This window comes from Winogradskyella eckloniae (assembly GCF_013249045.1).
Classification (GTDB): domain Bacteria; phylum Bacteroidota; class Bacteroidia; order Flavobacteriales; family Flavobacteriaceae; genus Winogradskyella; species Winogradskyella eckloniae.
The window spans coordinates 397,678-417,760 of record NZ_JABRWP010000001.1; the positions used below are offsets into that span (position 1 = coordinate 397,678).

At 32.4% G+C, this 20,083-nt stretch carries 17 protein-coding genes; 6 read left to right on the forward strand and 11 right to left on the reverse strand.

What is annotated here, in order from left to right; genetic code table 11:
- Positions 1 to 73: 73 nt before the first annotated feature.
- Positions 74 to 820 carry a succinate dehydrogenase/fumarate reductase iron-sulfur subunit gene (locus HNV08_RS01790; protein WP_173279394.1) on the forward strand — a complete coding sequence of 249 codons (747 nt, stop codon included), beginning with the start codon at positions 74 to 76 and terminating at the stop codon, positions 818 to 820.
- Between the two features lie 109 nt (positions 821 to 929).
- A complete protein-coding gene (locus tag HNV08_RS01795; RefSeq protein WP_173279395.1) occupies positions 930 to 2,702 on the forward strand; it encodes a MutS-related protein in 1,773 nt (590 codons plus the stop codon).
- A 38-nt stretch (positions 2,703 to 2,740) separates the two neighbouring features.
- Here HNV08_RS01795 and HNV08_RS01800 read toward each other — a convergent pair whose 3' ends face one another.
- From HNV08_RS01800 to rplU, 3 genes are all read right to left on the reverse strand, one after another.
- Positions 2,741 to 3,475 (reverse strand): GldM family protein, encoded by a 735-nt coding sequence (locus HNV08_RS01800; RefSeq protein WP_173279396.1) that lies wholly within the window; start codon positions 3,473 to 3,475, stop codon positions 2,741 to 2,743.
- Between the two features lie 111 nt (positions 3,476 to 3,586).
- Positions 3,587 to 3,847, reverse strand: a complete 261-nt coding sequence (gene rpmA / locus HNV08_RS01805; protein WP_013869859.1) for a 50S ribosomal protein L27 — start codon at positions 3,845 to 3,847, stop codon at positions 3,587 to 3,589.
- A 42-nt stretch (positions 3,848 to 3,889) separates the two neighbouring features.
- Positions 3,890 to 4,543 (reverse strand): 50S ribosomal protein L21, encoded by a 654-nt coding sequence (rplU, locus tag HNV08_RS01810; RefSeq protein WP_173279397.1) that lies wholly within the window; start codon positions 4,541 to 4,543, stop codon positions 3,890 to 3,892.
- Between the two features lie 295 nt (positions 4,544 to 4,838).
- On the opposite strand from rplU, the gene HNV08_RS01815 reads away from it, so the two are divergent.
- Complete coding sequence (locus HNV08_RS01815) at positions 4,839 to 6,158, forward strand: M16 family metallopeptidase (protein ID WP_173279398.1); 1,320 nt, start codon at positions 4,839 to 4,841, stop codon at positions 6,156 to 6,158.
- 19 nt (positions 6,159 to 6,177) lie between these two features.
- On the forward strand, positions 6,178 to 8,235 hold the full coding sequence (locus tag HNV08_RS01820; protein ID WP_173279399.1) for a M16 family metallopeptidase: 2,058 nt from the start codon (positions 6,178 to 6,180) through the stop codon (positions 8,233 to 8,235).
- A gap of 50 nt (positions 8,236 to 8,285) precedes the next feature.
- Here the strand turns inward: HNV08_RS01820 and HNV08_RS01825 are convergent, their stop codons facing one another.
- Positions 8,286 to 9,164 (reverse strand): DMT family transporter, encoded by an 879-nt coding sequence (locus HNV08_RS01825; RefSeq protein WP_173279400.1) that lies wholly within the window; start codon positions 9,162 to 9,164, stop codon positions 8,286 to 8,288.
- 97 nt (positions 9,165 to 9,261) lie between these two features.
- On the opposite strand from HNV08_RS01825, the gene HNV08_RS01830 reads away from it, so the two are divergent.
- A complete protein-coding gene (locus HNV08_RS01830) occupies positions 9,262 to 9,798 on the forward strand; it encodes a cation transporter (protein WP_173279401.1) in 537 nt (178 codons plus the stop codon).
- A 73-nt stretch (positions 9,799 to 9,871) separates the two neighbouring features.
- Here the strand turns inward: HNV08_RS01830 and HNV08_RS01835 are convergent, their stop codons facing one another.
- From HNV08_RS01835 to HNV08_RS01845, 3 genes are all read right to left on the reverse strand, one after another.
- Complete coding sequence (locus HNV08_RS01835; RefSeq protein WP_173279402.1) at positions 9,872 to 10,231, reverse strand: hypothetical protein; 360 nt, start codon at positions 10,229 to 10,231, stop codon at positions 9,872 to 9,874.
- Positions 10,232 to 10,311: 80 nt separating this feature from the next.
- Positions 10,312 to 11,664, reverse strand: coding sequence for a DUF5689 domain-containing protein (locus HNV08_RS01840; protein WP_173279403.1), 1,353 nt, complete (start codon positions 11,662 to 11,664; stop codon positions 10,312 to 10,314).
- An 81-nt stretch (positions 11,665 to 11,745) separates the two neighbouring features.
- Positions 11,746 to 14,571, reverse strand: a complete 2,826-nt coding sequence (locus HNV08_RS01845; RefSeq protein ID WP_173279404.1) for a carboxypeptidase regulatory-like domain-containing protein — start codon at positions 14,569 to 14,571, stop codon at positions 11,746 to 11,748.
- A gap of 137 nt (positions 14,572 to 14,708) precedes the next feature.
- Between HNV08_RS01845 and HNV08_RS01850 the strand changes: the two genes are divergently transcribed.
- On the forward strand, positions 14,709 to 15,815 hold the full coding sequence (locus tag HNV08_RS01850) for an endonuclease/exonuclease/phosphatase family protein (RefSeq protein WP_173279405.1): 1,107 nt from the start codon (positions 14,709 to 14,711) through the stop codon (positions 15,813 to 15,815).
- Between the two features lie 68 nt (positions 15,816 to 15,883).
- Here the strand turns inward: HNV08_RS01850 and HNV08_RS01855 are convergent, their stop codons facing one another.
- From HNV08_RS01855 to HNV08_RS01870, 4 genes are all read right to left on the reverse strand, one after another.
- The gene (locus HNV08_RS01855) at positions 15,884 to 16,324 is read right to left on the reverse strand and encodes a hypothetical protein (protein ID WP_173279635.1); all 441 of its coding nucleotides are present in this window, start codon (positions 16,322 to 16,324) and stop codon (positions 15,884 to 15,886) included.
- Between the two features lie 50 nt (positions 16,325 to 16,374).
- On the reverse strand, positions 16,375 to 18,723 hold the full coding sequence (pbpC, locus tag HNV08_RS01860) for a penicillin-binding protein 1C (protein WP_173279406.1): 2,349 nt from the start codon (positions 18,721 to 18,723) through the stop codon (positions 16,375 to 16,377).
- Positions 18,724 to 18,777: 54 nt separating this feature from the next.
- Complete coding sequence (locus HNV08_RS01865) at positions 18,778 to 19,089, reverse strand: antibiotic biosynthesis monooxygenase family protein (protein ID WP_173279407.1); 312 nt, start codon at positions 19,087 to 19,089, stop codon at positions 18,778 to 18,780.
- 88 nt (positions 19,090 to 19,177) lie between these two features.
- Positions 19,178 to 20,029 carry an SH3 domain-containing protein gene (locus tag HNV08_RS01870; RefSeq protein WP_173279408.1) on the reverse strand — a complete coding sequence of 284 codons (852 nt, stop codon included), beginning with the start codon at positions 20,027 to 20,029 and terminating at the stop codon, positions 19,178 to 19,180.
- Positions 20,030 to 20,083 lie beyond the last annotated feature (54 nt).

The window sequence follows — 20,083 nt, forward strand, 5'->3', positions numbered from 1 at the left end:
TTTATGGTTGATGGTTGTTAGTAAATGGCAACAGCAACTAACAACAAACAACTAAAAACCAAAAACTAAAGAAATGAATTTAACACTTAAAATTTGGCGTCAAAAAAACGCAAGTGATAAAGGGAAAATGGTTGATTATAAAGTCAATGATATTTCGCCAGATATGTCTTTCCTTGAAATGTTAGATGTTTTAAATGAACAGTTAGTAAATAATGACGAAAGTCCGGTTGCTTTTGATCATGACTGTAGAGAAGGTATTTGCGGTATGTGTTCATTATATATAAATGGAGAAGCTCACGGACCAGATAGAGGTATTACAACGTGTCAGTTACACATGAGAATGTTCAAAGATGGTGATACAATTACTATCGAGCCATTTAGAGCTACTGCGTTTCCTGTTGTTAAAGATTTAATTGTAGATAGAAGTTCTTTTGATCGTATACAGCATGCAGGTGGTTTTATTTCTGTAAATACATCTGGTAATACAATAGATGCAAATGCTATTCCGGTAAACAAACATGATGCAGACAAAGCTTTTGAAGCGGCAACATGTATTGGATGTGGTGCTTGTGTAGCAAGTTGTAAAAACTCTAGTGCAATGTTATTTGTAGGCGCTAAAGTATCTCAGTTTGCTTTATTACCACAAGGACAAGTAGAAGCGACAGACCGTGTTTTAAATATGGTTAAGCAAATGGATGAAGAAGGTTTTGGTAATTGTACAAATACTGGAGCTTGTGAGGTAGAATGCCCTAAAGGTATTTCATTAGAAAATATAGCACGTATGAATCGTGAGTATTTAGCAGCAAGTATAAAAGGTTAAACAATTATGACCACGTAAAGCTAGCTATACGTTAAATGATATATAAATCCCAAGCTTATTAACAGCTTGGGATTTTACTTTTATTATATTTCGCAATTAATTCGGTATTATGCAAAACCCAAATACATTTTATAAAGAACAACTAGACATCAATCAAATTGAATCTAAACGCATCTTTAAGCAACTCAGTTTGTATAGTATTTTACGCCTATCCATTTTTGTTATTACAGCGACAGGAGTCTATTTTACGTTTCAAAATTGGCAGCTAGCTTTGGGCATTGGTGTTGTTGGGATGGCTACTTTTCTTTTTTTACTTTCAAGATATACAGATTTAAAATCAAAAAGAAATCTTCACAAACGACTTATTGTCATTAACGAAGATGAACTAAAGATAGCTCAAGGCGATTTTTATGATAGGTTAGATGGAAAAGAGTATCAGAACCCGAAACATGTTTTTAGTTTAGATATCGATATATTCGGAAAAGGGTCTTTTTTTCAGTTTATAAATAGAACTGCTATAAAAGAAGGCACGCAAAAGCTGACTGAAAATTTACTTGCTAATAATATTGTGAATATTGAAGCGCGTCAACAGGCTATTAAAGAATTGGCTACATTACCTAAATGGAGGCAAAACTATGCAGCCATTGCACAAGGTGTAGAGGTTGAGCATTCTGCAAAATCAATTATCGCTTGGTTAAAAGATTATAAACCCTTTTTAGGTAAAACTCAGTATTGGCTAACTATTGGATTTAGTGTTGCTTCTTTAGGTCTTATTGGACTTGGAATCGCTGAGATTATCCCAATATCATTAGCTGGTTATTGGTTGCTATTAGGTTTAGGTATTACAGGTTTGTATTTAAAGAAAATAAATAATTTGGCGCAACATACAGGAAGAGCAAAAGAAACCTTTAGACAATACGCCTTATTACTTCATGCCATTGAAACAACTACATTTAAGTCAGAATTATTACAAAAGAAACAAAAACGCATTCAGTCCGAAGGAATAAAGGCTTCCGAAATATTTTCAAAATTTTCTAAAACCCTTGATGCCTTAGATAATAGAAACAATTTAATCTCAGCGATTTTTGGAAATGGATTATTACTAATAGATATTAGAAGTAGTTACAATGTAGAAAAATGGATAACACAATATGCAGACAAGGTCGAAGATTGGTTTGATGTCGTTACCTTTTTTGATGCCTTTAATAGTTTGGGCAACTACGCATTTAACCATCAAGAGTTTACTTATCCTATTATTACAGAAGAACCCGTAACAATATGTGCAGAAGAATTAGGTCATCCCTTGTTAAATTCTGAAAAGCGCGTTAATAGTAATCTCAAACTAAAAGAAGAACAGTTTTTTATCATTACAGGTGCAAACATGGCAGGGAAAAGTACTTTTTTAAGAACAGTAGCACTACATATTGTTATGGCTAATGTCGGTTTACCAGTTTGCGCAAAACAAAGTAAATACAAGCCTATAAAACTTATTACAAGTATGCGAACAACGGATTCGTTAACCGATGATAGTTCGTACTTCTTTAGCGAGCTTACACGTTTAAAATTTGTTGTTGATACCATTGAAAAAGATAAAAATTATTTTATCATTCTCGATGAAATACTCAAAGGAACCAATAGTACTGATAAAGCTATTGGCTCTAGAAAGTTTGTAGAAAAGCTGGTGAAACTAAATGCTACAGGAATTATCGCAACACACGATTTAAGTCTCACAGAAATTGAAACTGAACTTGAAGCCGTGAAAAATTATTACTTCGATGCAGAAATTATAAACGATGAACTCTTTTTTGATTACAAACTAAAACAAGGTGTTTGCCAAAACATGAATGCTAGCTTTTTGTTGAAGAAGATGGAGATTGTTTGATTTAAAAATAGAGGCTTGTAGGTCTTAATGCGATATAATTATTCTATTATTCTTACTTGAATTATAGGAGTTTTACAAATCCTAATTGTACTAAAATTCGGATTATTAACTTTTAGATTAATATCAAAAATTACGATTTTATCATCTGGTTTCAATTTGTCAAGTTCATCATTAATTGTTTCAGGAATTGTGTTTCCATTAACTTGAATAGTTTCAATATTAGGTAATTTTAGTTTAAAACCTGTTACATCTAAATCAAGATTGAATACAAAATTATCGCCGTTTAATCCTATTTTACTGTTCTTTAATTCTTCCTTAGTAAATAGTAACTGACATTTAGAATTACTACATTGGATACTATTTAATGTTCCTTCAATATTACCTATATCTCGAATTCTCAGTGTTTTTATTTGAGTAAATTCCTTACCATTCTTGAGAGTAGATTTAATTAAAATATCGACGGTTGTGCCGCTTCCTGGATTCATTATATAATTCCCAATACTATCTTTCTTTTTTAATCCAGGCGCAGAAGCTTCAAATGATAAAGCGTGCGGTATGGCAATATAAATAGGATTTGCAACACCTCTATATACCACATTCATTTTTTTGAGTTCAATTGCGGCTTCAAATTTGATACTATCCGTTGTGTCGAGGTGCTGAATTCTTGTCTTTAACGCATTGTTTTCTGATAGGTGTTGGGTTTTAGGTTGAGACGACTTACAGTTAAAGAGAAAACTAAGGCAAATTATTATAAGGACAAAAGGTGTTTTCATTACATGATTAGGTTGGTCCTTATTAAACAAAAAGATAAAGAATGTATTGTATTAAAAAACCCTCTCTATAAATAGAAAGGGTTCTTGTAATTTGTTAAGAAATAATATTTCTTAAGCCTCAAAAGGCTCAATAGAAACGTAAGACTTGTTGTCTTTTTTCTTAGTAAATTTTACTAGACCATCAACTTTAGCGTGTAAAGTGTGATCTTTTCCTTGGTAAACGTTTTCACCTGGGTGATGTGTGTTACCACGTTGTCTTATGATAATGTTTCCAGCAATAGCAGCTTGTCCACCAAAAATCTTAACGCCTAAACGTTTCGATTCTGATTCTCTACCATTCTTCGAACTACCAACTCCTTTTTTATGAGCCATGATCTTAAGGTTTTATATTGTTATACTTAAGTGATTTAGCAATTAAGCTTTACCACCATCTAATTCGTCTTGCCATTTTTTAAGCTCATCCCACTTACCATCAGCAGCTAACTGTGCTTGTGCTGGCCATGTATCAGTAACGTGGTTACCTCTAACACCTGCAATGATTTCAGAAATTCCTTCTGGTGTAGCTTTTGCTAAATCAGAAAAAGTAGCGATACCAGCTTCTACTAATGTAGATGCTATTTTTGGACCAATACCTTCAATTTTCTTTAAATCATCTGCTTTACCAGTCGCTTTTTTAGCTTTAGGAGCAGCAGCTTTCGCTTCTACTTTAGGTTCAGCTTTTTTAGTTTCTTTTTTTGGAGCAGCTTTCTTAGCTCCAGAAGCAGTAATTCCTTCAATTAAGATTTCTGTTAAAGATTGTCTGTGTCCGTTTTTTACACGGTAACCTTTACGTCTTTTCTTTTTAAAGACTATTACTTTATCACCTTTAAGGTGCTTTAAGACTTTAGCACTTACTTGTGCTCCGTCTATAGCTGGGGCGCCTACAGTTACATTGCTACCATCACCAATTAAAAGAACGTTATCGAAATCTACTTTCTTACCTTCTTCTGTTGCTAAACGGTTAACAAAAACTTTTTGGTCTTTTTCAACTTTAAATTGATGCCCTGCTATCTCTACAATTGCGTACATAGCGTAACGTTTTTATTAAATTGTTTATTAAAATTAACTTTCTTCTCAGAAAGCGGACGCAAATATACGCCTATATTCTTAATATACAAACGTTTTTGGGCTTTTTGGATGGTTTTGAGCCTAAAAATGAATTCGGTCTAAAAAATTAATGATATTTTAAAATCAATTTAACGGCATTTCATGTTTAATTCTTACTAAATACCACAATCATTGTTTATTTTTGTGTGGCTTTTTGTAACAAAAAACATTTAGCTTAGACTTACACTTAAAACAATTTAATTTAAACAAAACTACAATGAAAAACTATTTAATGGCTTTGGCTTCTTTGCTGTTTATTAGCCAATTGGCTTTAGCGCAAAAAGTTGAATTTGAAGAATTTGATTTAGACAATGGATTGCACGTTATCATGCATAAGGATGATACAGCACCTGTTGTGATTACGTCTGTAATGTACGATGTAGGAGGAAAAGATGGTAGCCGAGAACGTACTGGTTTTGCTCATTTTTTTGAACATCTTTTATTTGAAGGTTCTGAAAATATAGAACGTGGTGAATTTATGAAGATCATTCCTGCTAATGGCGGAGTTTTTAATGCAAATACCACTAATGATAGAACGTATTACTACGAAATATTTCCATCGAATAAATTAGAGTTAGGATTATGGTTAGAATCAGAGCGTATGCTTCATCCTGTAATTGATCAGGTTGGTGTTGATACTCAGAATGAAGTCGTAAAAGAAGAGAAGAGACAAAGCATGGATAATAGACCTTATGGTGGTTTGTTGAAAGCCATTGGTGAAAATCTTTTCAGTGAGCACCCTTATAAAGATACAGTTATTGGTGAAATGGATCATTTAGATGCTGCAACTTTAGAAGAGTTTAATGCGTATTTTGAGAAGTATTATGGACCAAACAATGCCGTACTAGTTGTTGCTGGTAAAATAGATTATGAAAAGACTAAGGCAATGGTAACAGATTATTTTAGTGCAGTAAAGAAAAGACCAGAGGTGGTTCGTGATTTTAAAATGGAAGCACCAATTACGGAAACTAAAAAAGCAGTGGCTTACGATAAGAATATTCAGATTCCTGCAATTATTGCAGCTTATAGATTGCCAGGTCAGTCTACCAGAGAAGCCTATGTTTTAGATATGATTTCTACTTATTTAAGTGGTGGAAAGAGTTCTGTGTTATATAAAAAATTAATAGACGAGAAGAAAGAGGCTTTAACTGTGCAAGCGGTAAACTTAGGTCAGGTAGATTATAACATTTTTGCATTATTTGCATTGCCATTAGGAGAGGTAAGTTTAGAAACTTTATTAGCAGATATGGATGAAGAAATTGTAAAAATTCAAAATGAACTCATTAGTGAGCGTGACTATAATAAGTTATTAAATCAATTTGAAAATGATTTTGTAAACTCTAATTCTAGTATCGCTGGTATAGCAGGTTCTTTAGCAAGTTATTATTTGTTATATGGTGATGTTAATATCATTAATAATCAATTAGATATTTACAGATCAATTTCTAGAGAAGAAATTCAGTCCGTGGCTAAAAAATATTTAAGCCCAAATCAGAGAGTAGAAGTACAATACCTTCCAAAAAAAGACGATCAATAATATGAAAACAGCATTAAATATGAAAACTAAAATAGTAGCGTTTTTCGCATTATTTATAATTACTATTAGTGCAAATGCGCAAATAGATAGATCACAACCGCCTGTTGCTGGTCCTGAACCAGAAATTTCTATAGATAAACCAAAAGAATTTGAATTAAAAAATGGTTTAAAGGTATTGGTCGTAGAAAACCATAAGTTACCTAAAGTAACGTATTCTCTTAGAATAGATAACAAACCAATTGCAACAGGAAATAAAGCAGGTGTAGAGAGCTTACTTGGAAGTATGTTAGGTAATGGAACAACTTCAATTTCTAAGGATAAATTTAATGAAGAAGTTGATTTTTTAGGTGCAAATTTAAACTTTGGCTTTAGTGGAGGTTTTGCAAGCAGTTTAACAAAATATTCTGAGCGAATTTTAGAATTGTTATCTGATGCAGCGATAAACCCATTATTAACTGAGGAAGAATTTAATAAAGAAAAAGATAAATTACTTGAAGGCTTAAAAGCAGATGAAAAAAGTTCTGATGCCATAGCGAGTAGAGTGGGTTCGGCTTTATCTTATGGAACAAAACATCCTTATGGAGAGTATATTACAGAAGAAACAATAAACAATGTTTCCTTTGGTGATGCTGTTGCTTTTTACGAAACGTATTTTAACCCTAACAATGCTTACTTAGTTATTATTGGTGATGTAGAATATAAAGATGTAAAAAAACAGGTAAAAAAGTATTTTAATGATTGGACGAAGTCTGTAGATGTAAATTCTGCGGTGCCTCAACCCAATCCGAATGTGCAGTATACTCAGATTAATTTTATTGATGTACCAGATGCTACTCAATCAAATCTTTCTATTACTAACAATGTGAAATTTAAGATGAATGATGAAGATTATCATGCAGCTTTAATTACAAATAACATCTTAGGTGGTGGTGGTGAAGGTTACTTATTTAAAAACCTTAGAGAAGATAAAGGGTATACCTATGGAGCGTATTCTAGTTTAGGAAATGATAGATATGGCGCATCTCGTTTTAATGCGACAGCAAAAGTAAGAAATGAAGTGACTGATAGTGCTGTGGTTGAAGCCTTGAAAGAAATTAAAAGGATAAGAACAGAGCCTGTTGATGCTCAACTTTTAGAAGATGCCAAACAAAAGTATATAGGTAATTTTGTAATGGCTTTAGAGCGTCCTCAAACCATAGCTAATTATGCTTTAAACATTAAATTAAATGATTTACCTGAAGATTTCTATACAACGTATTTACAAAAAATTAAAGATGTAACTGTTGAAGATATTACACGTGTTGCTAACAAATATTTTAAAGCGGATAACTTAAGAATTATAGTTGTAGGTAATGGAGCAGAGGTATTAGAAAATTTAGAGAAGACAGAAATTCCTATTAAGTATTTTGATAAATACGCTAATCCATCGCAAAAACCAAAATTTGAGGTAAAATTACCAGAAGGTGTAAACGTAAGTTCTGTATTAAATAAATATTTTGACGCTATTGGAGGAAAAGATAAGATTGAAGCTTTAAATTCAATTTTGCTGAAGTATGAAGCCAGTATCCAAGGTTCTGCTGTAATAAGTGAAGAAAAAAGAATGAGTGGTAAGCTAGCGCAGACGCTATATATGAATGGAAATCCTATGATGGCCATCTTAGCGACTCAAGAAACTGCAACCATCAACAAAAACCCTCTACCTCCAGGAATGGCAAATGACATGAAACAATTAGGTGGTTTAGTAACAGAATTAAATCTATTAAATTCTGAAACTGCTAAAATAACAGGTATCGAGAAAATTGAAGGTAAGGAAGCTTATAAAGTACAATTTCCAGGTGAGGTTGTATCGTTAACCTTTTTCTACGATGTAGAATCTGGATTGAAAGTTAAAGAGATTCAAACGACCTCTATGCAAGGGCAAACACAGAGTCAAGAAACATTTTTAAAAGACTATAAAGAGTATGATGGAATCAAATTCCCAGGTACAAGAGAAGGTTCTCAAATGGGACAATTAGTTGTATTTAAGCTTTTAGAAGCTAAGTTAAACGAAGGCATTACTGATGCAGATTTTAACTAAGAATACCAGTTATTAAATATCTAAAAACCGAAGTGAAAGCTTCGGTTTTTTTATGCTTTTTTTCTGTTTGCCAAATAGACTCCAAATAGAATTAGTAGTGATGCCAATACTTGTATAACGCTAAAAGCTTCTCCATCTAACAGGCCCCAAATTAAAGCAACAATAGGCATTAAATAGGTAACTGATGAAGCAAATACAGGTGTTGACATTTGTACTAACCTAAAGAATAATATTTTAGCTAAGGCAGTGCCAAATACGGAAAGAATTGTGATGTACATTAAGGCTTCAGGAATAGCAGGATCTTTAAAGGTCTCAACTGTAAAAAAATCACTTAATAACAGAACGATTAACGCAGGTATAATTATAAAAACATAATTACCTGTTGCAATTGCTAAAGGTTTTACATCTTGTAGATAGCGTTTAATGATGTTTACATTAGCGGCATACATAAGCGTTGATGCTATAATATAGCCAGCATAAAAATAGTTTTGATCAGGATTTAGTTCAGAGCCTTTTAAAATTAAAATAGAAGTGCCAATAAAACCTATTATAACACCTAATACTTGCCGTTTGTTTGAAGCAATTTTAAAAACAGCCACACCAAGTAATATGGTATTTAGAGGCACAAGTGAGTTTAAAACAGACGTTACAGCACTATCAATTTCTGTCTCGGCAATTGCAAAGAAAAAGGCAGGAATAAATGAACCTAATAAACCTGATAGTAAAAGCCATTTCCATTTTGATTTATGAATCGTTTTAAGTTTTTTGTATCCGAAAGCAAGTAAAATAACACCTGTAAAAAGTGTTCTAAGCGCACCTATTTGATATGGTGTTAAACCGATTAACGATTTTTTTATTAAGATAAATGAGCTTCCCCAAATAATAGAAAGTAGTATTAAATATATCCATTTAACGTTTAAGTTTTTCATAGTAAGGGAGTCTCAATTAATCACAAAATTCGTTAATTATCTCACAAGATTCGTCTTTATTTATTAGATTTATCCAAAATATTAATTGTTTAATTCTATGAACACATTTAAAAGAATAAGTATAATTGCGATTTTAACATTGGTTATTACCTCATGTAAAAATGAATCGAAACCTGAAGTCATTTCGGCAGGTATTGAAGTTTCTGAGAAAGACGTTGCTAAGAATTTAGATCCAAACGCAACTTATGCAAAAGTAGAGTTTGGTATTGAAGGTATGACATGTGCTATGGGTTGTGCCAAAACTATTGAAAAGAAAATGGCTAAAATGGACGGCGTAAAATCTGCAAAAGTAGATTTTGATAAGCGTTTAGCGATGGTTGAATATGATGAAGCCAAAGTAAGCCCAAATTCATTAGAAGAAACCGTTGGTAAGGTAGCAAAGACTTACAAGGTAAAAGATATGCGCAAAGTAGAGGCTTTTGGTGCAGAAAAGAAAGCATGTTGTGCTAATAAGACAGAAGCAGAAAAAAAGGCGTGTAAAGAAAGTTGTGCAAACAAAACAGAAGCAGAAAAAAAAGTTTGTAAAGAGAATTGCAAGGAAAAATGTTGTAGTGGTGAAAAGAAAATGAAATAATGTTTTTTTCTCTATTAAAAAATAAAAACGCTACCAATTTGGTAGCGTTTTTATTTTTTAATATTTATCGCAATTAAACTTGCAAGAGGATAAATGTAATAAGATAGCCTGCTATAGGTATTAACCATAACAAAACTATTGAAGTATTAATACGTACAGATTTTGCATTTAAGATGACTCTTTTTTTACCGTTGTAGCGCATCCAGTTTTTAAAAATAATGAATAGTGCTATAAGGGTTATTAAAATCCAAAATTTGGTAGTCGTCATTATTTGCATTTTCATTTGTTTAGCAAATGCCAAAAAAAATGCACCTAAAGCCATTGTAATGGATAGTTCTAAAAGATTAATATACATTAAGGCTATTTTAAGACTGTGTTTGCCTAAATTCTTTTTATAATGATTAAGAATAGTAATGTAGAATTTATCCAACATATTAATTAATATTTAAAAAAATAAAAAACCTGCTAAATGAAATTAGCAGGTTTTTTTAAATATATTATTTGTACACGCAATTATTGCGCAATTACTTTTACGTTATCTACTTCGTAAGTTGCAGAACCAGATGTAGTAGACGTGTATTTAAAAGCGATAAATAAATTACCACCAGCTGCAGCAGATACATCAATCTCACCAGAATCCGTCCAGTTCCAGCTCCCAGAAGATAATGTTGCAGAAAGCGGTGTCCAAGAACCACTATTATTAGGGTTTCCTCCAGCATAATCAGTAGACATATAGACTTCTAAAACAGGACCTGTATAATTCATTGCTGTTTGAAATGTTAATACAGCACCACTTACAGAAGATAAATCAATAGCTGGTGTAATTAGCCAATCTTCATTATTTTGGTTAGAACCTGCATATCCTGACATAGCTGCACATTTTCCTGGATTACCATAAGTGTTTGGCGACCAAACTTGAGCACCTGTAACGCTATAATTAGTCCAAGTTAAGAAATCTGTTTCAAAAGCTTCAACAAATAATGGATCACATCTTACTTCATCCATAACAACATCGTCTGTTGTATTTAATTGTAAAACTAAATCATAACCATCATAGGTTTTATTAATAATTCCTGCGATAGATCCTTTACCATTAGTAGGTAATGTAATATCCTTAAAGTTAGCAAATGTGCTAGACTCCATTACAAAAGTTGAAGATTCTCCACAGCTTTCAATAGGTCTAGAAGAATCGTAATCATCAGTTGGGTCTACATATGGTAAACCTGCTAAGCCTATAGGAAATTGAACATCAATAAGTTTAACATACATTCCTAAATGAGATTCAGTAATTTCAGATAAATTTAATTCTAGAGGTGTTAACGTTTCGGTTACCGTTGATCTAAACAAATGATTTGGTATTTGATTTGCAGTCATTTCAAGAACGTCATTGTCAAAATCATCAATTTTTCCTCCAATTGTGATAACGTCATCACCAGTATTTGTTTCACCGATAACTAAATCTTTTAAGTAGATATAAACTTCTCTACCTTGGTTAAACTGGTTATACGTATCAGCTTGGTTCAATACAACTTTAAGTGTTGTTGTTGGGTTTGAAGGTGCATCTTGGATGAAAAACTCTTTATAAAAGTTTCCGGTTTCATCACTAGAAGATACATAGCCTTTCACCATGATTTCTGATTCTATTGTTATAGCCTCATATTGTACAGCTAAAGCTCTTACTTCAGTTATAGACTTCATCTGAATTTCATCGTCTAAACCATTATCTACACGGCTTAGTAATTCATTTAGTGTTTCGTTTTCCTCATTTCCTAAGCTATTAGGAACAGTATAATCGTCATCTTGCACACAAGATGTAATGGCAACTGAGACCATTAAAACTAACAGTAATTTAATTGTTTTATTCATAGCTTTTTTGTTTTTAATTTTTGAATTCATGAATGTTACACATTTCATAATCGTAATATTTTTTAGTAATTTTTCTTTTTTTTAGAATCTAAGATACACATTTAAAAAATAATTGGCTCCTCTACCATACCAATATTTAGAACCAAAGACTCTTGTGTCATTGCTAACATCATCTCTTAAGGCTCTATAATCAGCTCTTCTTCCTTGCTCATAACCACCTGTTTTATAAACCTTATCTAGTAAGTTACCTACACTTGCAAAAAAGCCAATATATTTATCTCCAACCTTCCAAGATTTACCACCAACAAGGTTAATGACCATGTAACTATCAAACTTTTCTTGTTTTAATAACTCTTCTGCTAATTCAGGATCATAGTCATTATATGGTAAACCATCTGCATCTGTATAAAATTCGTTAGATCGCGATAATGGACTAACATCTATATAGGCATTGTCAAAGAAGTTCGCCGTTGCACCAAACCACCAATAGTTAGGATCTCTATATTCAAAACCTATAGAATATGCCGTTTGCGGTCCACCTGCTACTTTATAGTTTTCTAAGTTTGAAGTACTAACCACTCCAGAGGTATTCACAGTGGTGGTTAAACCTGTGTTTGCATCAGTTTCAGTTTCTGTAAAATCATCAGATGTTGACGTCACATATAAATTTGGGTTGTTACTATACGTGTATTGACCAACTGAAGCGGCACCTTTTAATTTAATGGTTGGTGTTACCTGAGCTTCAATCCCTAATTCTCCACCAAAATGTTCTTTGTTTACACCAGATAAAACCTCTTGAATAAAACCTGTTGTACTACCTTGAGTAAAAAAGAATGAAATCTCATTAGCGTCTTCTATAGTTGTATAAAAACCTGTTAATTTTGCTTTTACTATTGGAGATCTAAAGATGTAACTCGCATCTACTGATGTAATGGTTTCTTCAGTGATGTTAATATCAGTATTATTAACTCCATTAATTTTACCTACATAATCATGACTCTCTCTTGAGTTGGTGTATGTATTTCTAATTGAAGGTGCTTTAGTCATATAACCTCCATTAAAATTCAATAAGTGTTTACCTGTAATTTTATAGGTTAATCCAGCCTTGGCACCTATACCTGTAAATTCTAATTTATCACCTTTACCGAATGAATTGTCATATTCTGCACCATCAATAAAAGAAATTTGATTTTCGTTTTTATATAACCCTTCACGTTGATAATCAGTTTTGGTTACGCTACCTGCTACGAAAAAGTCAATTTTATTGTATTTAAACTGAGCTTGCGCAAACCCTTTTAATTCGTTTGCGTAGATGTTATAGTTGTATCTAAATTTATCACCTTCAAAAGCAACTTGGTTAGGATTGTTTAAATCAAATTGATTTTGACTAAATGAATCTACATTTAATGCACCTGTTGTGCTACCCAACAAATCAATGATTTCTGCAAAATTTTCAGAATCTAATCGTTTATAATTGATACCACCATTTAAAAGTATGTTATCATTTAATTCTGTATTAAAGATAGTGTTAACAGTTAGTTGTTTGTCATCATTTCTATCTTCATATAAAACGTAGGCTGCATGTGCTCCAGAAATATTGTTTGTGACGTTAGCATCAATAATTCTTTCCCAATTTATTTGGCCATCGTTTATAAATTCTTGCTGAGCTTCATACGCACCTGCTAAATCATCATCCTCTAAAAAATAACTTGGTAAGTTTTGGTAATACGCAGGACTTGGATTAACACCACCTGCATAATCTAAACGGCTATTTCCTACTCTTCCAAATTGGTATCCAACATTGGTGTTTAATGTTGTTTTGCTGTTAATATCCCAATAATGATTTAACATTAATATAGGTTCTTCTACTTCTTTAATACGTGAATTGCGTTGCTCACCATCTAAATTACCCCAAAACTCATTGTATTGAATTCCTTTGAGATCATAAACTTCTTGCGTGTTAGCTGAAGACTTTCCTCTTCTATTTGGTGTGTAAATAGATGTAAAGTTTATGCTATGTTTATCATTTATTTTCTTTTCAATTGATCCAAAAAATGAATTTGAATCATATAAAGTAGCGTCTTGGTAGCCTTCTTCTCCCCAACGTCTTCCTACCATAAAGGCATAAGACCAACCACCTTCTGTAAGACCTGAAGCATAGCTTACCATAGCTCTATTGGTGTAACTTCTATTAGAAGAAGAATACGTAATACGGCTTCCTTTTCTATAGCTAGATGCTCTTGTGATAATATTTGAAGTTCCTAAAATGCCTCCAAAATTGTATTCAGAAGCTTGTAAACCAGTAGCTAATACTTGGTTGCGCATCATATCGTTTAATCCGCCCCAATTACTCCACTGTGGTCTTCCGTTATACATTTTATTCATTTCAATACCGTTCATTAACACAGAACCATTGTCAGAATCTAAACCTCTAATTCTAAAAAAAGAAGAACTGAACTCAAAGGCTGCGGTTCTTTGAAAAACATCTAATGAAGATGATAATAAACCAGATATATTATCTGCGCCACTTGTGTCATCATTTAACTCATCGTCAGACAATGTAATTGTAAACAAATCTTGAGCACCAGTGATTTCAATCTCTAAGGTCATGTCTGTTATGTTTACAACGCCGCCTTCATTTACAACAATAGGATAGCGCTTTGTTTCATATCCCGTTTTAGAGATTCTAAGCACTTGTTCCCCTAGAGGAACATCACTTGAAAACATAAATTCACCTAAACCATCTGTTAAAGTGGCTTGCTGCGTTTCTTCAATGGTAATTGTTACATCTGGAATTGGCTCAAAAGACACAGCGTCTTTTACGCTACCTTTTATAATGGTCTTTTGTGCCATCATGGTAAAGGACGTAAAAATTCCAAATAATAAAATAATTAAACTTTTTTTCATACTAAATTTTAAAGTTAATAGTCTTTGTAGATTAAATTATAGTTATTTAAGGCGTGCAAATTTACATTATTTATAATAAATATATACTTTTGGCTTAAGATTTGTAACGTTATTAATGTTAACATAACATACGCTAAATGAAAAAATTAAAACTAGGATTACTTGTGCTATTCGTAATAGCATTCGTTAATTTAAATGCTCAAGAAAAAAAGAAGTTTAAAATTCACACCGTAGCCTTCTACAATTTAGAGAATCTTTTTGATACCATTAATGATCCTACAAAATATGATGAAGCGAGTCCTATAATGGAAATGAATGAATCATTACGAGGTGAGGTTTATAAAAATAAGGTAAAGAATATGGCGCGCGTGGTTGCGGATATTGGATCTGATGCCACTGGAAATACACCTGCTATTATAGGAGTTTCTGAGGTTGAGAATAAACAAGTACTAATGGATTTGGTTAATGATCCTCAGTTGTTACATAAAGATTATGGAATCATACATTTTGAATCTCCAGATAAACGAGGTATCGATGTAGCTTTATTATATCAAAAAGCGCTTTTTACACCATTAGAGTCGAGTTCGCATGAGTTGCTTATCTATGATGACCTCACTAGAAAACGTGTTTTTACAAGAGACCAGCTATTAGTTTCTGGTAAATTAGAAGGTGATTTAATTCATGTTATTGTTAACCATTGGCCGTCGCGAAGTGGTGGAGAAGCTCGTAGTAGATCTAAAAGAGTGGGAGCAGCAAACCTTAATAAAAGAATTATTGATTCGTTGCAATCTATAGATCCTTATGCAAAAATTATTTCTATGGGTGATTATAACGATGATCCTACAAATGCCAGTTTTAAGAAAGCACTTAAGACACATGCAAATAAAAACAAAGTGCCATTAAAGGGGATTTATAATCCTTTTGAAAACCAATTTAAGAAACAAGGTTTAGGAACTACAGGGTATAGAGATGCGTGGAGTTTATTTGATCAAGTATTAGTAACAAAGCCATTTTTAGAAAAGGACTATTCTTCATTTCGATATTATAAATCTGGTATTTTTAATAAACATTACTTAAGCAATAAACACGGAAGATATAAAGGCTATCCGTTAAGAAGTTTTGCTGATGGTGGTTTTACTGATGGATTTAGCGATCACTTTCCTGTTTATATTTATTTAGTAAAAGAGGTCGATGCAGATAAACCTAATACAGAAGACCTAAAGGAATCTAAGACTAAGAATTAACATATTCTAGCATAAAAAAAAGCGTCAAAACTTAGTTTTGACGCTTTTTTTATGCATAAACTTTATTGTTAGAACCAAAGACTCCAAGGGATTTTAGCTAAAACTAAAACCAAAGCGATGCTGTAAAAAATAGCTAAAACTTTAAATTTTGGTTTAGAAGTAAGTTTCTTTTTATGTTTAGAATAACCTATAGTTACTAAGGTAACAGCGATTATCATAGTTAAAGGATGCTCAATAATTAAATTTCTTAAAGCAGAATTTTTCATTACTTCACCCATGCCTCCAACTTGTTTAATGGTAGAAAAATAGTCTTTTGTAAAAAATAAGATGAATCCAATTAGTAATTGAATATGCATCGTAATTAATGCAAACAACGAAATTCTAAAATCCTTTGCATCAAATTCTTTATCTCCAAAAAACTTAATAAGTGCATTAAGCGTAGCTAGAACTAAAACTAAAAGAACTAAATAAGCCCAATTTGAATGTATAAACTGAAGTGTTTCCATAATGAATATCTTGTTTTATTTCTGCAAAAGTAGCAATTTGAAGCTGAATGTGGTTACTCAGAAATTGTAATTTTGTGTTTTAAACTATTTCCTAAGGCATCCATAACCGTAATTATATGTTCGCCAGCACTCGGTAAAATGGCCATATCATGTATGTCTTTGGTGCTGCCAATATAGTCACTATCAACATACCAATGGATCTCGAGTTCTGGTTTAGAATGTGCTATTTTTAAGATTAAATCATTAGTTTTTCCATTAAAATCTTTAGGTAAATAAATGGTGCTTTGCTGATTAGGGTAAATAAATTCCATAGAAACTTCTATAGATTCTATACAATCTTCTCTAAATGGAGGTAAAGATTGGTAAAATGGATTTTTGTTTTTAAAATAATGGGCTTGCAAAGGAGGCAATACAAACCAAGGTTTATTGACAATACGAGTTACAGATTCGCAAGATGAGTTTACTTGGTATTGTTCAGTAGCATCTAAGTGAATGAGTTTATGAAATGGACATGGTTCTGTCTTTTTGCCACTTGCTTGAATAAATCTCAATTCGGTGTCATCACATATTTTAGATGCTCTATAACCACTCTTTTTGCAAATATTTACTTCTAGCATTTCATCAAAAGGTTGCTGAAACCAGTTGCTTTTAGGTAATAAATCAAAAACATCAAATAATATTGGAGCTGCAGTTTGCACACCAACCAAACCAGGTCTGCCTTCACCATCTGCATTACCAACCCAAACACCAACAACATAATCTTTTGTAGTACCAATTGCCCAAGCGTCTCTAAAACCAAAACTTGTTCCTGTTTTCCAGGCAATGTCTTGTGAGGAGTCATAGTATTCCCAACTTTCATCACTTTCTGGTCGGTTTACTTGTTTCATACTTTCAAAAGTGAGGTAAATAGAAGCGGCATCGAAAATATCTTTCTGAGTGGTTTGTTGCCCAAAATCTAGTGTTTGATTTGTATTGTAAATCGGTTCGCAAAATTCATTTGTAAAATACTGGCTAGAATTGTCATTAAAATGATTTAAAGTTGAAGACATAGCAGCATAACTTTTACATAAATCCCATAGGTTGCTTTCTGCGCCTCCAAGAATTAGTGATAAACCATAATGATTAGCGTTGTATTTTAAATCTTTTAGTTTTAGTGCTTTTAGATAATGATAAAAGCGATCTAAGCCAAATCCTTGAAGCATTCTTACCATAGGCACATTTAATGAACGCGATAAAGCGTCGTTTGCAAACACGGCACCATCATAAGATTGATGATAATTTTGAGGTTGATAACTACCAAACTGCGTTGGTACATCTGCAACTAAAGTATTTGGTAATAAATCACCAGCATCGAGCATTGCTGCGTACAAAAATGGTTTTAAAATACTACCAGTACTTCTGGGCTTGTCTATAATATCTACACTTTTTTGATGGGCATTATCTGTAGGTGAATTACCAATGTAGGTTAACACTTTTCTGGTTTTTACATCTAGAACTAAAACAGACATATTGTAAATTTCGTTTTGCTTTAATAGATTATAGTGTTGTTTTACAATAGTATTCGTTTGTTCTTGAAGTCTTAGATTTATAGTGGTTTTGATGCGTTTTCCTCTACTGTCTTTCGCTACTTTTTGCAGTAGGTGTGGTGCAATTTGTGGTAATGGATAAGGTTTTTGTGGTAATCCTTCTGCAATGGATAGCTCATAAGTAAGCTCGTCAATTGTGCCATTATGGTATAATTTTTTTAACAATCGATTGCGCTTTTCTAACAATCTTTGCTGGTTTTTTCCAGGATAAATTAAGCTAGGTGCATTTGGTAAAACGGCTAAAGTGGCACTTTCTGCCCAAGATAAGTTGGATGCATTTCTATTAAAGTAACGCCAAGCAGCAGCGTCGATCCCAACAACATTGCCGCCAAATGGTGCATGACTTGCATATAGATTTAGAATCTCTTCTTTTGATAACCTAAACTCTAAGCGCGTTGCTAAAATAATTTCTTTAAGTTTTTCTGTGTACGTTCTAGATTGTCCTTTTCTAGATAATCTAATGACTTGTTGGGTAAGTGTGCTTCCTCCTCGTTTTACAGAACCAGAACTGATATTACCTTTTATGGCTTTAAATATAGAAACAGGGTTAAATCCTGGATGTTTGTAAAAGTATTCATCTTCAAATTGAAGAATACAGGTTTTAAATTTCTCAGGTATACTATCATTTGCAGGAAAGCGCCATTGACCATCCTCTGCAATTAGTGCGCCTATTAATTCGTTAGACTCGCTCGTTATTACAGTTGCCGTTGGATCTTTAAATAAATGTTGAGGTAAACAGAAATAATAAACTACGCCAAGAACAATGATAATTGTAGATTTTATCTTATTTCGTTTTATGTAATTGAGGAGTTTCAAATTTTAATACATGGTTTCTGTTCTGAAATGTTTTTTAAGGTATTTAAGCGATTTTTATTCATTTAGAAATTCATATTCACGCTCTACTTTGCAGATGCGTACATTATACCAATTGTACCATTGTTCACGTCCTTTTTGTTGTGCAAACAAATGCGATGTATTAGCTTTCCAATTTTTAATTGCTTCTAGACTTTTCCAATAACTTACTGTGATACCAATGTCGTTTCGTGCAGAATCTATGCCTAAAAATCCATCTTGTTCTTTAGCTAAACGTTCCATTTTTTCAGCCATCTCAGTATAACCCTCAATGTTTTTAGTTTGTGTTGAGGTAAATATTACGGCGTAGTATGGTTTGTCGTTCATCATGTAAAAATGTGCTTGTGCTTCAAGAAATATTATAATAAAGACCTATAAGGTGTCTAAAACCTTACAGGTCTCTAATTAAGTGTTTCTATTAATAATCTTTTGGTATATCAAATTCAATTATTTTTTCAGTGATATTATCATCATAATCTGTGATAATAAATTTAAGAAAAACGCGGTTTGTAGATACAGCAACGGGATAATTTTTCACGTTTTTTATATTCTCAACATATTCTAACCATTTGTCTCCACATTGGTCAATAACTTCTGTTTTTAAGTCTTCAATTGACGTTTTTATGAATTTTTTCCAATCGTTTTCAGTATAAGTTAGAGTTTCAAAAGTATTAGATCGCAACTGTTTTATTGGTTTCCATTCAGAATCATAATGTTTCCATTCATTGGTATCACATTTTTTATCTGCACTCATAAACGAAATGCTATTTTCATAGCGTTGAAAGATGTTTACATGTTTATAGTCATTTTCTACCAAAACAATTTGCTTTTGTTCTGGTGTGGCACCTATATCTACATTTATTTTTAGTGAATCTTGTTGTTTTAACTTGTGAATTCTTTTGTTGTCACTTGTAGCTAAATTTTTTATTTCAACATTTAATTTTTCTAATCCTATTCTAATCGTTTTAGAAATTTTTGTTGACGATAAATAACCGTTAAACACATAACCAATATGATTTCTGGTTTCAACTTTTACCCATTGTCCACTTACTTTTTCTCCAGCCTCTACAACTACCAGTTCTTTATCTGTTTTTTCAATAACACCAATGGCTTCACCGTAAGATAATTTACTCAAAAGCTTTGCGCTAATATCTGGTTGGTCTCTAAGAGATAATCCACTTTCTGCAGCAACATAAGCTGTTTGTTGTGCTGTTACTAATGCAACACTTAAAAGCATTGCGATCGCTAAAATCTGTTTTAAATTGTTCATAATTTGTTGTTTTTGGGTTAAACATTTTTTTAGCGGTTTTTATTCTAGGATTCT

Excerpts from the sequence above, each read along its gene's own strand:
- HNV08_RS01790 (WP_173279394.1), top strand. The coding sequence starts at position 74 with ATGAATTTAACACTTAAAATTTGGCGTCAAAAAAACGCAAGTGATAAA.
- HNV08_RS01830 (WP_173279401.1), top strand. The coding sequence starts at position 9,262 with ATGAACACATTTAAAAGAATAAGTATAATTGCGATTTTAACATTGGTT.
- HNV08_RS01870 (WP_173279408.1), bottom strand. The coding sequence starts at position 20,029 with ATGAACAATTTAAAACAGATTTTAGCGATCGCAATGCTTTTAAGTGTT.
- HNV08_RS01865 (WP_173279407.1), bottom strand. The coding sequence starts at position 19,089 with ATGATGAACGACAAACCATACTACGCCGTAATATTTACCTCAACACAA.
- rpmA (WP_013869859.1), bottom strand. The coding sequence starts at position 3,847 with ATGGCTCATAAAAAAGGAGTTGGTAGTTCGAAGAATGGTAGAGAATCA.
- HNV08_RS01840 (WP_173279403.1), bottom strand. The coding sequence starts at position 11,664 with ATGAATAAAACAATTAAATTACTGTTAGTTTTAATGGTCTCAGTTGCC.
- HNV08_RS01850 (WP_173279405.1), top strand. The coding sequence starts at position 14,709 with ATGAAAAAATTAAAACTAGGATTACTTGTGCTATTCGTAATAGCATTC.
- HNV08_RS01835 (WP_173279402.1), bottom strand. The coding sequence starts at position 10,231 with ATGTTGGATAAATTCTACATTACTATTCTTAATCATTATAAAAAGAAT.
- HNV08_RS01820 (WP_173279399.1), top strand. The coding sequence starts at position 6,178 with ATGAAAACTAAAATAGTAGCGTTTTTCGCATTATTTATAATTACTATT.
- HNV08_RS01825 (WP_173279400.1), bottom strand. The coding sequence starts at position 9,164 with ATGAAAAACTTAAACGTTAAATGGATATATTTAATACTACTTTCTATT.
- HNV08_RS01845 (WP_173279404.1), bottom strand. The coding sequence starts at position 14,571 with ATGAAAAAAAGTTTAATTATTTTATTATTTGGAATTTTTACGTCCTTT.
- rplU (WP_173279397.1), bottom strand. The coding sequence starts at position 4,543 with ATGTACGCAATTGTAGAGATAGCAGGGCATCAATTTAAAGTTGAAAAA.
- HNV08_RS01795 (WP_173279395.1), top strand. The coding sequence starts at position 930 with ATGCAAAACCCAAATACATTTTATAAAGAACAACTAGACATCAATCAA.
- HNV08_RS01815 (WP_173279398.1), top strand. The coding sequence starts at position 4,839 with ATGAAAAACTATTTAATGGCTTTGGCTTCTTTGCTGTTTATTAGCCAA.
- HNV08_RS01800 (WP_173279396.1), bottom strand. The coding sequence starts at position 3,475 with ATGAAAACACCTTTTGTCCTTATAATAATTTGCCTTAGTTTTCTCTTT.